This is a genomic window from Citrobacter sp. Colony219 (assembly GCF_019382635.1).
In the GTDB taxonomy this organism is placed as follows: Bacteria; Pseudomonadota; Gammaproteobacteria; order Enterobacterales; family Enterobacteriaceae; genus Citrobacter; species Citrobacter youngae.
The window spans coordinates 1,021,855-1,035,331 of sequence record NZ_CP080033.1; the positions used below are offsets into that span (position 1 = coordinate 1,021,855).

Below are 13,477 nucleotides of genomic sequence, written 5' to 3' on the forward strand. Positions count from 1 at the left end.
ATTAATCCTGCAGATCGCCGCAGAAACGGTAGCCTTCACCGTGAATGGTAGCGATGATTTCTGGTGTATCCGGCGTGGATTCGAAATGCTTACGAATACGGCGGATTGTTACGTCAACGGTACGGTCATGCGGCTTCAGTTCGCGGCCGGTCATTTTTTTCAGCAGTTCTGCGCGAGACTGGATCTTGCCCGGATTCTCGCAGAAGTGAAGCATGGCACGGAATTCGCTACGTGGCAGTTTATACTGCTCGCCGTCAGGGCCAATCAGAGAGCGGCTATTGATGTCCAGCTCCCAACCATTGAACTTGTAGCTTTCGACGCTACGACGCTCTTCGCTCACTGTGCCCAGATTCATGGTGCGGGACAGCAGGTTACGAGCACGGATAGTCAGTTCGCGTGGGTTAAACGGCTTGGTGATGTAATCGTCAGCGCCGATTTCGAGGCCGAGAATTTTATCGACTTCGTTATCACGGCCCGTCAGGAACATCAGTGCAACGTTAGCTTGTTCGCGAAGTTCACGCGCTAACAGAAGACCATTTTTACCTGGCAGATTGATATCCATAATCACAAGGTTGATGTCATATTCAGAGAGGATCTGATGCATTTCCGCGCCATCTGTCGCCTCGAATACATCATAGCCTTCCGCTTCGAAAATGCTTTTCAACGTGTTACGTGTTACTAACTCGTCTTCAACGATAAGAATGTGCGGGGTCTGCATGTTTGCTACCTAAATTGCCAACTAAATCGAAACAGGAAGTACAAAAGTCCCTGACCTGCCTGATGCATGTCGTAAATTAACATGATCGGCGTAACATGACTAAAGTACGTAATTGCGTTCTTGATGCACTTTCCATCAACGTCAACAACATCATTAGCTTGGTCGTGGGCACTTTCCCTCTGGACCCGACAGTGTCAAAAACGGCTGTCATCCTAACCATTTTAACAGCAACATAACAGGCTAAGACGTACCGGACACCCAATAAAACTACGCTTCGTTGACATATATCAAGTTCAATTGTAGCACGTTAACAGTTTGATGAAATCAACGTATCTAAATGATAGCTTTCATCACAAAATTGCAATATTACAACTAGTTGCACGCGCTAATTAATAAATGTAATGAATCCAATCTATGAGAACCATTCTAAATCAAATTATCATGGATAAACAGAAGGATATGCAACTTCTGTTAACATAAAAAGCAATAGTACATGCAGGAAATAGTTTAGCATTTTTTACTGAATGTAAAATGCTTTTTCAGTGATTTCTGTTAAAAATATGTAAATTCGCGCTGCGTAATATGTTGATGCACATCACATAATTATCTGCAGGCCGGTCAAAAAGAGTATCAAAATGCGTTTAACAATTATTCTGGTTGCTCCCGCCAGAGCCGAAAATATTGGCGCGGCAGCTCGTGCTATGAAAACCATGGGATTCACACAAATGCGGATCGTTGATAGCGAGGCTCATCTGGCGCCTGCGACGCGATGGGTTGCGCATGGCTCGGGTGATATTATTGATAATATTAACGTTTTTCCAACATTAGCGGAGGCGCTTCACGACGTGGATTTTACCGTCGCCACCACGGCGCGCAGCCGGGCGAAGTTTCATTATTACGCCACGCCGGTCGAATTGGTTCCCCTGTTGCAGGAAAAATCAACGTGGATGGATCACGCCGCGCTGGTTTTTGGTCGTGAAGATTCGGGGTTGACCAACGAAGAATTGGCTCTGGCGGATGTACTCACCGGTGTACCTATGGTGGCTGACTATCCATCACTCAATTTGGGGCAGGCGGTGATGGTGTATTGCTATCAATTAGCAGGTTTAATACAACAACCGGCCAGAAACATTGAGGTGACGGATGAGCATCAGCTACAGGCATTGCGCGAACGTGTTTTGCGTTTATTAGCCACGCTGAACGTTTCTGACGACATTAAGCTGACGGACTGGCTGCAACAGCGAATGGGTCTGTTAGAGCAGCGAGACACGGCAATGTTGCACCGTTTTTTACATGATATCGAAAAAAATATTACAAAATAAAATTTCTTCTTTGTTTTATTTTTTAGTGTTTGATTCTGACTTCAAGTGGGGTGCGCACGCTGTATTGGTTGAAAATAAAAGGGCAAGCAGTCGCTCGTGAACAAGTTTCGGAATGTGATCAATTTAAAAATTTATTGACTTAGGTCAGCAGATACTTTAACCCTAAAAGAATACAAGACAGGTCATAAATAATTACAGAGCACACAACATCATGAAACGCATCAGCATCACCATTACAACAACCATCACCATTACCACAGGTAACGGTGCGGGCTGACGCGTACAGGAAACACAAGAAAAAGCCCGCACCTAAACAGTGCGGGCTTTTTTTTCGACCAAAGGCAACGAGGTAAACCATGCGAGTGTTGAAGTTCGGCGGTACATCAGTGGCAAATGCAGAGCGCTTTCTGCGAGTTGCCGATATTCTGGAAAGCAATGCCAGGCAGGGGCAGGTCGCGACCGTGCTCTCTGCCCCCGCAAAAATTACCAACCATCTGGTGGCGATGATTGAGAAGACCATCGGTGGCCAGGACGCTTTAGCCAATATCAGTGACGCCGAACGTATTTTCTCAGAGCTTTTGGTTGGTCTCGCCGCCGCGCAGCCGGGTTTTCCGCTGGCTCCGCTCAAAGCCTTCGTTGAACAAGAATTTGCCCAAATTAAACATGTCCTGCACGGTATCAGCCTGCTGGGACAGTGCCCGGACAGCATCAATGCCGCGCTTATTTGCCGTGGCGAAAAAATGTCGATCGCTATCATGGCTGGCCTGCTGGAGGCGCGCGGGCACCACGTTACCGTTATCGATCCGGTCGAGAAATTGCTGGCGGTAGGCCATTACCTCGAATCTACCGTTGATATCGCCGAATCTACGCGCCGCATTGCCGCCAGTCGTATTCCTGCGGACCACATGATTTTGATGGCAGGCTTTACTGCCGGGAATGAAAAAGGTGAGTTGGTGGTGTTGGGGCGCAATGGCTCCGACTACTCTGCCGCCGTACTGGCCGCCTGTTTACGCGCGGACTGTTGTGAGATCTGGACCGATGTTGACGGCGTATATACTTGCGATCCGCGCCAGGTACCCGACGCCCGATTGCTGAAGTCGATGTCTTATCAGGAAGCGATGGAGCTTTCTTACTTCGGCGCCAAAGTTCTGCATCCGCGCACCATTACCCCAATTGCTCAGTTCCAGATCCCGTGCCTGATTAAAAATACCGGCAATCCACAAGCGCCGGGCACGTTGATCGGCGCCAGCAGTGATGAAGACGATTTGCCGGTGAAAGGTATTTCTAACCTTAATAACATGGCGATGTTTAGCGTCTCCGGCCCGGGAATGAAAGGCATGGTGGGCATGGCGGCGCGCGTTTTTGCCGCGATGTCGCGTGCGGGTATCTCGGTGGTGCTGATCACGCAATCCTCTTCTGAATACAGCATCAGCTTCTGCGTTCCGCAGGGCGACTGCGCGCGTGCGCAACGCGCGATGCAGGATGAATTCTATCTCGAACTGAAAGAAGGCCTGCTGGAGCCGCTGGCGGTGACTGAGCGTCTGGCGATCATCTCAGTGGTTGGTGATGGCATGCGCACGCTGCGCGGCATCTCGGCGAAATTCTTTGCTGCGCTGGCCCGCGCCAACATCAATATCGTGGCCATCGCGCAAGGCTCGTCTGAGCGTTCTATTTCGGTGGTGGTGAATAACGACGATGCAACCACTGGCGTACGCGTCACCCATCAGATGCTGTTCAACACCGACCAGGTGATTGAAGTCTTTGTCATTGGCGTAGGCGGGGTGGGTTCAGCACTGCTTGAGCAGCTCAAGCGCCAGCAAAGCTGGCTTAAAAAGAAGCATATCGATCTGCGCGTGTGCGGCGTGGCGAATTCGAAGGCTCTGCTGACCAACGTCCATGGTTTGAATCTGGAAAACTGGCAGGCGGAGCTGGAAAGCGCGAAAGAGCCATTCAACCTTGGGCGCTTAATTCGTCTGGTAAAAGAATATCATCTGCTTAATCCGGTGATCGTCGACTGTACGTCAAGCCAGGCGGTGGCGGATCAATATGCTGATTTCCTGCGCGAAGGCTTCCATGTGGTTACGCCGAACAAAAAGGCCAACACCTCGTCGATGGATTACTACCATCAGCTGCGTTTTGCAGCGGCGAAGTCCCGCCGTAAATTCCTCTACGATACCAACGTGGGCGCGGGCTTGCCGGTTATTGAAAACCTGCAAAATCTACTCAGCGCAGGTGATGAATTGCAGCGTTTCTCCGGTATTCTTTCCGGCTCGCTGTCGTTTATTTTCGGCAAGCTGGATGAAGGAATGAGCTTCTCGCAAGCCACCAGCATGGCGCGTGAGATGGGTTACACCGAACCTGACCCGCGTGACGATCTTTCCGGTATGGACGTAGCGCGTAAGCTGCTGATCCTCGCCCGTGAAACCGGTCGTGAGCTGGAGCTTTCTGACATTGTTATTGAGCCGGTCCTGCCAAAAGAGTTTGATGATTCCGGTGATGTTTCCGCGTTTATGACGAAATTGCCGCAGCTGGATGACGAGTTTGCCGCGCGCGTGGCGAAAGCCCGTGATGAGGGTAAAGTATTGCGCTATGTTGGCAATATTGAAGAAGACGGCGTCTGTCGCGTGAAAATAGAGGCAGTAGACGGCAACGATCCGCTGTTCAAAGTGAAAAACGGTGAAAACGCGCTGGCGTTTTACAGCCACTATTATCAGCCGCTACCGCTGGTGCTGCGTGGATATGGTGCGGGTAACGACGTGACGGCTGCGGGCGTATTCGCCGACCTGTTACGCACCCTTTCATGGAAGTTAGGAGTCTGACATGGTGAGAGTTTATGCCCCGGCTTCCAGTGCCAATATGAGCGTCGGGTTCGATGTGCTTGGCGCGGCGGTAACCCCCGTAGATGGTTCACTGTTGGGTGACGTGGTCTCGGTTGAGACGGCTGACCAGTTCAGCCTGAACAATCTCGGGCGTTTTGCTAACAAGCTGCCGTCTGAGCCGCGAGAAAATATCGTCTACCAGTGCTGGGAGCGTTTCTGTCAGGAGTTGGGTAAAAACGTTCCGGTGGCGATGACGCTGGAAAAAAATATGCCGATTGGCTCCGGGTTAGGCTCCAGCGCCTGTTCCGTTGTGGCGGCGCTGGTCGCGATGAATGAGTACTGCGGTAAACCGCTCAACGATACGCGACTGTTGGCGATTATGGGTGAACTGGAAGGGCGTATCTCCGGCAGTATTCACTACGATAATGTCGCCCCGTGCTTTTTGGGCGGCATGCAGCTAATGATCGAAGAAAACGGCATTATCAGCCAGCAGGTGCCAGGCTTTGATGAGTGGCTGTGGGTGCTGGCATATCCAGGTATTAAAGTTTCCACAGCGGAAGCGCGGGCGATTTTACCTGCGCAATATCGTCGTCAGGACTGTATTGCCCACGGGCGACATCTGGCTGGATTTATCCATGCCTGCTATTCCCGTCAGCCTGGGCTTGCCGCGAAGCTGATGAAGGACGTCATTGCTGAGCCGTACCGTACCCGCTTGCTGCCTGGCTTTAGCCAGGCGCGTCAGGCGGTAGCGGAAATCGGCGCGCTGGCCAGCGGCATCTCCGGCTCGGGGCCGACGCTGTTCGCCTTATGCGATAAGCCGGATACGGCACAGCGCGTAGCAGACTGGCTGGGTAAAAATTACCTGCAAAATCAGGAAGGCTTTGTTCATATTTGCCGGCTGGACACGGCGGGCGCACGGGTACTGGGATAATCAATGAAACTCTATAATCTGAAAGATCACAACGAACAGGTCAACTTTGCGCAGGCCGTCACGCAAGGGCTTGGCAAGAATCAGGGATTGTTTTTTCCACACGAGCTGCCGGAATTTAATCTGACAGAAGTGGATGAGATGCTGAACCAGGACTTCGTCAGCCGCAGCGCTAAGATCCTTTCCGCATTTATTGGCACGGAGATCCCACAAGAGATCCTGGAGGAGCGCGTGCGTGCGGCGTTTGCCTTCCCGGCACCGGTCGCTCAGGTCGAAGGTGATATCGGCTGTCTGGAGCTGTTCCATGGTCCGACACTGGCGTTTAAAGACTTTGGCGGGCGCTTTATGGCGCAAATGCTAACGCACATCAGCGGCGACAAACCGGTGACAATCCTGACTGCGACATCCGGAGACACCGGGGCCGCAGTTGCACATGCTTTTTATGGCCTGAAAAATGTGCGTGTGGTGATCCTCTACCCAAATGGCAAGATCAGCCCATTACAGGAAAAACTGTTCTGTACGCTGGGCGGCAATATTGAAACTGTCGCCATCGACGGTGATTTTGATGCCTGCCAGGCGCTGGTGAAACAGGCGTTTGATGATGAAGAGCTGAAGACTGCTCTGGGGCTGAATTCCGCAAACTCCATCAACATCAGTCGCCTGCTGGCGCAAATCTGCTACTACTTTGAAGCCGTGGCTCAACTGCCGCAAGAGGCGCGGAATCAGCTGGTTATTTCCGTTCCCAGCGGTAACTTTGGCGATTTGACCGCCGGGCTGCTGGCGAAATCACTGGGCTTACCGGTGAAGCGCTTTATTGCGGCAACTAACGTCAACGATACGGTTCCGCGTTTCCTTGCTGAAGGTGAGTGGGCGCCGAAAGCGACTCAGGCGACGTTATCGAATGCCATGGATGTCAGCCAGCCGAACAACTGGCCGCGCGTGGAAGAACTGTTCCGCCGTAAAATTTGGCGTCTGAATGAGCTGGGTTATGCCGCCGTTGATGATGCAACGACGCAGGACACCATGCGCGAACTGCAGAAGATTGGTTACACCTCAGAGCCGCATGCGGCGGTGGCGTATCGTGCACTGCGTGACCAGTTGAATCCGGGCGAATATGGCCTGTTCCTTGGCACCGCGCATCCGGCGAAATTTAAAGAAAGCGTTGAACAGATTCTGAATGTCACGCTGGATCTACCAAAAGAGCTGGCTGAACGTGCAGACTTGCCGCTGCTTTCGCATCATCTGCCCGCTGATTTTGCGCAACTGCGTAAGCTGATGATGACTCGCGGTTAATGCTGATGCCCGCTGGCGCTTTGCTTAGCGGGCCTACAAAACCTGCAGGCCGGATAAGGCGTTAGCCGTCATCCGGCATGTAAATTATTGCTCGTGGCGTTTAAACACCAGTTCGCCGTTTCCTGACGCTTCTTCATCAAAGAAATAGCCTTCGCTGTTAAAAGCGGTCAACTGTTCTGGCTGCGTTAAGCGGTTTTCAATGATGTAGCGGCTCATCAGGCCGCGGGCTTTTTTGGCATAGAAGCTGATGACTTTGAATTTGCCGTTCTTCTCATCAAGGAATACCGGTTTAATCAGTTCTGCGTTCAGCTTTTTCGGCTTCACGGATTTAAAATACTCATCCGAAGCGAGGTTTATCACCACGCTGTCACCTTGTGCTCCCAGCGCTTCGTTAAGTTTATCGGTGATGGTATCTCCCCAGAACTGATAGAGATCTTTACCCTTCGCATTGGCCAGACGAATGCCCATCTCCAGACGGTAGGGTTGCATCAAATCCAGCGGGCGCAGAACACCATACAGCCCGGACAGCATGCGTAAATGCTGCTGAGCGAAGTCGAAATCCGCCTCGCTGAAGGTTTCAGCCTGCAGTCCGGTATACACGTCGCCCTTAAATGCCAGAATGGCCTGGCGCGCATTGTCCGGCGTGAAGTCAGGCTGCCAGTCGTGGAAACGCGTGGCGTTCAGATCCGCCAGCTTGTCGCTAATTCCCATCAGCTTGCCGATCTGCGGCGCAGAGAGTTGACGCGCCACGTGGATTAACTGCTGGGAGTGGTCCAGCAGTTCAGGCAGCGTATGGCGTGTGGTAGCCAGCGGGCTTTGGTAGTCGAGCGTTTTTGCAGGTGAAATCAGAATCAGCATATCCAGTCCTTGCAGGAGATTTACTGCGACTTTAGCAAAAAAAACGACAGAATTGATCGATGGTTGTGATTGCCGCGCTAGCTGCGCGGCGTTTCATCCCATGTATCCGGTGCAAGCTGTTGTCTGATATCAGGATAACGGTGCGGATCAAATTCCGGGCGCACACCGAGTTTGCGCTGGCGCAGATAGTCGCTGGCGATGGTATGGACAACCGGAGAAAGCAGCAGAATTGCCGTCAGGTTAGTGATGGCCATACAAGCCATAATGATATCGGCCAACTGCCAGACCAACGGGAAGCTGACTAATGTTCCGCCGATAACGGTGCTAACGGTGGCGATGCGCAATAGCCAGATGACACGCATATTGTCCAGTTTCAGGAAGACGAGATTGTTTTCCGCATAGATGTAGTTGGCGACAATTGAGCTAAAGGCAAACAGAATCACAATAAATGCGACAAACCCAGCCCCCCATTCGCCGGTCAGTGAGACCATGGCCTTCTGCAGCAACTGGATGCCTTCCATGGGCACATAGCCGGCGCCATTGCCCGCCAACAGAATAATCATGGCGCTGGCCGTACAGACAACGAGAGTGTCGCCTAACACACCGATCATTTGCACAATGCCTTGTGCCGCAGGATGCGGTGGCCAGGAGGCTGCTGACGCGGCTGCATTCGGCGTAGATCCCATTCCGGCTTCGTTAGAAAACATGCCGCGCTGAAAACCGTTGGCAATAGCCTGGCTTAGCGTATATCCGGCCGCACCCGCCGCGGCTTCCTGCCAGCCAAAGGCGCTTTTTATAATGGTGACGATAATGTCGGGAAGCTGCCCGATATGCCACAGGCAGATGATGATGCTACATCCAACCCACAGCAGCGCCATGATCGGCACAAACCATTGCATCAGACGGGCAACACCATTAATACCGCCAATGATCACCAGGAATGACAGTATCGCCAAAGCGATGCCGGAAGCGAGGGGAGGGATGTCGAACGCAAATGCCAATGCGCGGGAGACAGAGTTTGCCTGAACGCTGTTAAAAATCAGTCCATAGGCAATAAGTAAAAAGATGGCAAAGAGTACGCCCATCCAGCGCATGCCCAGCCCACGTGCCATATACCACGCAGGGCCACCGCGGAACTGTCCTTTGCTATCGCGTTCTTTATACAGTTGCGCGAGTGAGCACTCGGCGAATGACGTTGCCATGCCAATGATCGCTGAGACCCACATCCAGAAGACGGCCCCTGTGCCGCCAGCGGCGATCGCCAACGCTACGCCGGCCAGGTTCCCGCTACCAATACGTGCGGCAAGACTGGTGCACAATGCCTGAAACGAGGTTAAGCCACCCGGCTGCGGGCTAATGCTGTTTTTAAGACTTGTGCCAAACTGGCGAATGTAGCGGAACTGCACGAACCCGGTACGCCAGGTGAACCAACATCCTGCACCAAGCAGGAGGTAGATCATCACCGAACCCCAGAGTATTTCATTAATAAACAAGAAAAAATCAGGCATTAACATCCCTCTTGTTGATGCCGGTACGCGCGAATATTCCCATGTAAGCGCTACCAATTATCGAACAGTATATACCTTGTCAGGAGAGTGATTGCGGGAGTTTACCATAACAATGGGGATAACCCTTAATTGCGCATCAGGGGCTTTAAGATGCGTAATCAGGGCTGAGCGGCTGGTCGGACAATCCCGGCGGTTGCGCTGAGAGTGCGTCGTGCTATCATCAGGGAAGATCGGTTACATCCCCCTAACAAGCTGTTTAAAGAGAATCGCTATCATGACGGACAAATTGACCTCCCTTCGTCAGTTCACCACAGTAGTGGCCGACACCGGAGACATCGCGGCAATGAAGCTGTATCAGCCTCAGGATGCCACAACTAACCCTTCTCTCATTCTTAACGCAGCGCAGATCCCAGAATACCGCAAGCTGATTGATGACGCTGTAGCCTGGGCTAAGCAGCAGAGCAACGACCGCGCTCAACAGGTCGTCGACGCGACCGACAAACTGGCCGTCAATATCGGTCTGGAGATCCTGAAACTGGTCCCGGGTCGTATCTCTACTGAAGTTGATGCTCGCCTGTCCTACGACACCGACGCGTCTATCGCGAAAGCAAAACGTCTGATCAAACTGTACAACGATGCTGGCATCAGCAACGATCGTATTCTGATCAAACTGGCTTCTACCTGGCAGGGTATCCGTGCCGCTGAGCAGCTGGAAAAAGAAGGTATCAACTGTAACCTGACCCTGCTGTTCTCCTTCGCGCAGGCGCGTGCATGTGCTGAAGCTGGCGTATACCTGATTTCTCCGTTCGTTGGCCGTATTCTTGACTGGTACAAAGCCAATACTGACAAGAAAGAGTACGCACCGGCAGAAGATCCGGGTGTGGTTTCCGTAACGGAAATCTACGAGTACTACAAACAGCACGGTTACGAAACCGTAGTCATGGGCGCGAGCTTCCGTAACATCGGCGAAATCATTGAGCTGGCAGGCTGCGATCGTCTTACGATTGCTCCGGCACTGCTGAAAGAGCTGGCGGAAAGCGAAGGCGCTATCGAACGTAAACTGTCCTTCTCTGGCGAAGTGAAAGCGCGTCCTGCACGCATCACCGAAGCTGAGTTCCTGTGGCAGCACAACCAGGATCCGATGGCTGTAGACAAACTGGCGGACGGTATCCGTAAGTTTGCTGTAGACCAGGGCAAACTGGAAAAAATGATCGGCGATCTGCTGTAATCATTTCGGCGTGGCCCTGATATGGGTCACGCTACCTCTTCTGAAACCTGTCTGTCCTTCCTTTCGCAGTGTATCATTCTGTTTAACGAGACTGTTTAAACGGAATAATTATGAATACTTTACGCATTGGCCTGGTTTCCATTTCTGACCGTGCTTCCAGCGGCGTTTACCAGGATAAAGGTATCCCGGCCCTGGAAGAGTGGCTGGCATCTGCCCTTACCACCCCTTTTGAGCTGCAAACGCGACTGATCCCGGATGAACAGGCGATCATCGAACAGACCTTATGCGAGCTGGTGGATGAAATGAGCTGTCATCTGGTGCTGACTACCGGCGGAACGGGGCCGGCCCGTCGCGACGTGACGCCTGATGCCACGTTTGCCGTAGCCGACCGCCAGATGCCAGGCTTTGGCGAACAGATGCGCCAGATAAGTCTGCACTTTGTGCCAACGGCGATCCTCTCTCGTCAGGTCGGCGTGATTCGTAAACAGGCGCTGATCCTGAATCTGCCGGGGCAACCGAAATCAATCAAAGAAACGCTGGAAGGCGTGAAAGATGCCGACGGTAAGGTTATCGTACCGGGTATTTTTGCAAGTGTACCGTATTGTATACAGTTGCTGGATGGGCCGTATGTGGAAACTGCACCGGCTGTTGTAGCATCTTTTCGTCCTAAAAGCGCAATTCGCGATACAAACGCCTGAAAGTAGCCCGATCATGACATAAGTGCCAATCACAGTGGAGTATTGAATTGTTTACGATATAGTAATTTTTGCTTTACATATGTCGACAGACAGATTCAATAACTCCACTGACTGATGGTTTGCTATGTCACAACACACTCGACCGCTGAATCGCCAGGATTATAAAACTCTTACGCTTGCTGCCCTCGGCGGTGCGCTTGAGTTTTATGATTTCATTATCTTCGTCTTCTTTGCCGCTGTTGTTGGTGAACTCTTCTTTCCGGCAGACATTCCTGAGTGGCTACGTCAGGTGCAAACCTTCGGCATCTTTGCCGCCGGATATCTGGCGCGTCCGCTGGGTGGCATCATCATGGCGCACTTTGGCGATCTGGTCGGGCGTAAGAAAATGTTCACCCTGAGCATTTTGCTGATGGCGATACCGACGCTGGCGATTGGTCTTTTGCCTACCTACGCCTCAATGGGGATCCTCGCACCGCTGCTGTTACTGCTGATGCGCATTTTGCAAGGCGCTGCCATCGGCGGAGAAGTGCCGGGCGCGTGGGTGTTCGTGGCGGAGCACGTACCGGAGCGCCGCATCGGCATTGCCTGTGGCACGCTGACCGCCGGGCTAACGGTGGGAATTCTGCTGGGATCGGTGGTGGCGACGCTGGTGAACACCAGTTTTACGCAACAGGCGGTGCATGACTACGGCTGGCGTATCCCGTTCCTGCTGGGGGGCGTTTTTGGGCTGGTGGCGATGTACCTGCGCCGCTGGCTGCAGGAAACGCCCATCTTCCTCGAAATGCAGCAGCGAAAAGCACTTGCGCAAGAGCTACCGGTGAAGTCGGTGGTGAGTAAGCATAAAAAAGCGGTGGTTATTTCAATGCTGCTGACCTGGCTGTTATCGGCCGGGATTGTGGTGGTGATCCTGATGTCGCCCGTCTGGTTGCAAAAGCAGTATGGCTTCGCTCCCGCGCTAACGTTACAGGCCAACAGTGTCGCTACCATTATGCTGTGCGTCGGCTGTCTGCTGGCCGGGTTTATTGTCGACCGGGTCGGCGCCAGCAAAACCTTTACTGTCGGCAGCCTGCTGCTGGCCTGTTCGAGCTGGTTTTTCTATCACCTGACCGGCAGCCATCCTCAGCACTTGTTCCTGTTATACGGGCTGGTGGGATTATGCGTTGGCGTGGTCGGCGCAGTGCCTTATGTTATGGTGCGGGCGTTTCCGGCGGAAGTCCGTTTTACCGGTATTTCCTTTTCCTATAACGTCTCATATGCCATTTTTGGTGGTCTGACGCCAATCGCCGTGACGATGTTAATGAGCGTGTCGCCAATGGCTCCAGCCTGGTATGTGCTGGCGTTATCGCTGGTGGGGTTAGGTCTGGGGATTTGGCTGCGACAGGATATTTATCATCGCGATACGAGCGTACAGGGAGAGTTACAGCGTTTGTAAGGAATATCCCCCCGTAAGGGGGGATATTGTCAGATTAGTGTGCTTCACCAATCGGCAGGATGGTACGGCCAAACTGTTCGTTCAGCACTTCACCCATCGCCAGGTAAATGGCGCTTGCGCCACACACTAAGCCAACCCAACCCGCTACGTGAATGATTGCTTCGTTACCTGCAATGTTGCCAACGGCCAGCAGGGCGAACAGCACGGTCAGGCTCAGGAACACGAACTGCAGCATGCGCGCGGCTTTCAGCGTACCGAAGAACATGAACAGAGTGAACACGCCCCACAGACCCAGGTAAGCGCCCAGGAACTGACCATTGGTTGCATCCGCGAGGCCCATTTTCGGCATCAGCAGAATCGCAACCAGCGTCAGCCAGAACGAACCGTAGGAGGTAAAGGCGGTTAAACCGAAGGTGTTGCCTTTTTTATATTCCAGAAGACCGGCAAAAATTTGCGCGATACCGCCGTAGAAAATGCCCATCGCCAGAATAATAACGTCTAAAGCGAAGAAACCCGCGTTGTGCAGGTTAAGCAGAATGGTGGTCATGCCAAAGCCCATCAGGCCCAGCGGTGCCGGATTAGCCAACTTAGTGTTGCCCATAATTCCTCAAAATCATCATTGATTGAATGGTGAAATAGTTTCCCCAAATAACGATCACTGTCTTCGGGGCGC

General features: G+C 52.5%; 13 protein-coding genes and 1 other annotated feature. Of the genes, 9 read left to right on the forward strand and 4 right to left on the reverse strand.

Going from position 1 to position 13,477, the window contains the following annotated elements:
* Window position 1: 1 nt before the first annotated feature.
* Complete coding sequence (gene arcA / locus JTI85_RS04485; RefSeq protein WP_001194359.1) at window positions 2-718, reverse strand: two-component system response regulator ArcA; 717 nt, start codon at window positions 716-718, stop codon at window positions 2-4.
* A gap of 95 nt (window positions 719-813) precedes the next feature.
* Here arcA and yjjY point away from each other — a divergent pair, with 95 nt between their 5' ends.
* The 6 genes from yjjY to thrC all read left to right on the forward strand — a co-directional run bounded on the left by yjjY (window position 814) and on the right by thrC (window position 7,080).
* Window positions 814-954 (forward strand): protein YjjY, encoded by a 141-nt coding sequence (gene yjjY, locus JTI85_RS04490; RefSeq protein WP_001541509.1) that lies wholly within the window; start codon window positions 814-816, stop codon window positions 952-954.
* 399 nt (window positions 955-1,353) lie between these two features.
* On the forward strand, window positions 1,354-2,040 hold the full coding sequence (locus JTI85_RS04495) for a tRNA/rRNA methyltransferase (RefSeq protein WP_048212758.1): 687 nt from the start codon (window positions 1,354-1,356) through the stop codon (window positions 2,038-2,040).
* 206 nt (window positions 2,041-2,246) lie between these two features.
* Window positions 2,247-2,373: a sequence feature (Thr leader region), on the forward strand.
* Window positions 2,252-2,317, forward strand: coding sequence for a thr operon leader peptide (gene thrL, locus JTI85_RS04500; RefSeq protein ID WP_032337689.1), 66 nt, complete (start codon window positions 2,252-2,254; stop codon window positions 2,315-2,317). It overlaps the preceding feature by 66 nt.
* A 23-nt stretch (window positions 2,374-2,396) precedes the next feature.
* On the forward strand, window positions 2,397-4,859 hold the full coding sequence (gene thrA / locus JTI85_RS04505; protein ID WP_219352175.1) for a bifunctional aspartate kinase/homoserine dehydrogenase I: 2,463 nt from the start codon (window positions 2,397-2,399) through the stop codon (window positions 4,857-4,859).
* 1 nt (window position 4,860) lies between these two features.
* On the forward strand, window positions 4,861-5,790 hold the full coding sequence (gene thrB, locus JTI85_RS04510) for a homoserine kinase (protein WP_048212756.1): 930 nt from the start codon (window positions 4,861-4,863) through the stop codon (window positions 5,788-5,790).
* A 3-nt stretch (window positions 5,791-5,793) separates the two neighbouring features.
* The gene (thrC, locus tag JTI85_RS04515; protein WP_219352177.1) at window positions 5,794-7,080 is read left to right on the forward strand and encodes a threonine synthase; all 1,287 of its coding nucleotides are present in this window, start codon (window positions 5,794-5,796) and stop codon (window positions 7,078-7,080) included.
* An 84-nt stretch (window positions 7,081-7,164) separates the two neighbouring features.
* On the opposite strand, the gene yaaA is transcribed toward thrC, so the two are convergent.
* The gene (gene yaaA, locus JTI85_RS04520) at window positions 7,165-7,938 is read right to left on the reverse strand and encodes a peroxide stress protein YaaA (RefSeq protein WP_048212754.1); all 774 of its coding nucleotides are present in this window, start codon (window positions 7,936-7,938) and stop codon (window positions 7,165-7,167) included.
* 77 nt (window positions 7,939-8,015) lie between these two features.
* Window positions 8,016-9,446 (reverse strand): sodium:alanine symporter family protein, encoded by a 1,431-nt coding sequence (locus tag JTI85_RS04525; protein WP_199982386.1) that lies wholly within the window; start codon window positions 9,444-9,446, stop codon window positions 8,016-8,018.
* A 274-nt stretch (window positions 9,447-9,720) separates the two neighbouring features.
* On the opposite strand from JTI85_RS04525, the gene tal reads away from it, so the two are divergent.
* The 3 genes from tal to JTI85_RS04540 all read left to right on the forward strand — a co-directional run bounded on the left by tal (window position 9,721) and on the right by JTI85_RS04540 (window position 12,804).
* Complete coding sequence (gene tal / locus JTI85_RS04530; protein WP_005124064.1) at window positions 9,721-10,674, forward strand: transaldolase; 954 nt, start codon at window positions 9,721-9,723, stop codon at window positions 10,672-10,674.
* A 110-nt stretch (window positions 10,675-10,784) separates the two neighbouring features.
* Window positions 10,785-11,372 carry a molybdopterin adenylyltransferase gene (gene mog, locus JTI85_RS04535; RefSeq protein ID WP_199970115.1) on the forward strand — a complete coding sequence of 196 codons (588 nt, stop codon included), beginning with the start codon at window positions 10,785-10,787 and terminating at the stop codon, window positions 11,370-11,372.
* A 124-nt stretch (window positions 11,373-11,496) separates the two neighbouring features.
* Window positions 11,497-12,804 (forward strand): MFS transporter, encoded by a 1,308-nt coding sequence (locus tag JTI85_RS04540; RefSeq protein WP_137364961.1) that lies wholly within the window; start codon window positions 11,497-11,499, stop codon window positions 12,802-12,804.
* A gap of 34 nt (window positions 12,805-12,838) precedes the next feature.
* Here JTI85_RS04540 and satP read toward each other — a convergent pair whose 3' ends face one another.
* Entirely contained in the window at window positions 12,839-13,405 is a 567-nt protein-coding gene (gene satP, locus JTI85_RS04545; protein WP_003018969.1) for an acetate uptake transporter, read from the reverse strand.
* Window positions 13,406-13,477 lie beyond the last annotated feature (72 nt).

Bases quoted from the DNA above. Each gene is read 5' to 3' on its own strand.
- mog (WP_199970115.1), top strand. From the start codon at position 10,785: ATGAATACTTTACGCATTGGCCTGGTTTCCATTTCTGACCGTGCTTCC.
- thrC (WP_219352177.1), top strand. From the start codon at position 5,794: ATGAAACTCTATAATCTGAAAGATCACAACGAACAGGTCAACTTTGCG.
- JTI85_RS04525 (WP_199982386.1), bottom strand. From the start codon at position 9,446: ATGCCTGATTTTTTCTTGTTTATTAATGAAATACTCTGGGGTTCGGTG.
- thrA (WP_219352175.1), top strand. From the start codon at position 2,397: ATGCGAGTGTTGAAGTTCGGCGGTACATCAGTGGCAAATGCAGAGCGC.
- yjjY (WP_001541509.1), top strand. From the start codon at position 814: ATGACTAAAGTACGTAATTGCGTTCTTGATGCACTTTCCATCAACGTC.
- yaaA (WP_048212754.1), bottom strand. From the start codon at position 7,938: ATGCTGATTCTGATTTCACCTGCAAAAACGCTCGACTACCAAAGCCCG.
- arcA (WP_001194359.1), bottom strand. From the start codon at position 718: ATGCAGACCCCGCACATTCTTATCGTTGAAGACGAGTTAGTAACACGT.
- JTI85_RS04495 (WP_048212758.1), top strand. From the start codon at position 1,354: ATGCGTTTAACAATTATTCTGGTTGCTCCCGCCAGAGCCGAAAATATT.
- thrB (WP_048212756.1), top strand. From the start codon at position 4,861: ATGGTGAGAGTTTATGCCCCGGCTTCCAGTGCCAATATGAGCGTCGGG.
- satP (WP_003018969.1), bottom strand. From the start codon at position 13,405: ATGGGCAACACTAAGTTGGCTAATCCGGCACCGCTGGGCCTGATGGGC.
- tal (WP_005124064.1), top strand. From the start codon at position 9,721: ATGACGGACAAATTGACCTCCCTTCGTCAGTTCACCACAGTAGTGGCC.
- JTI85_RS04540 (WP_137364961.1), top strand. From the start codon at position 11,497: ATGTCACAACACACTCGACCGCTGAATCGCCAGGATTATAAAACTCTT.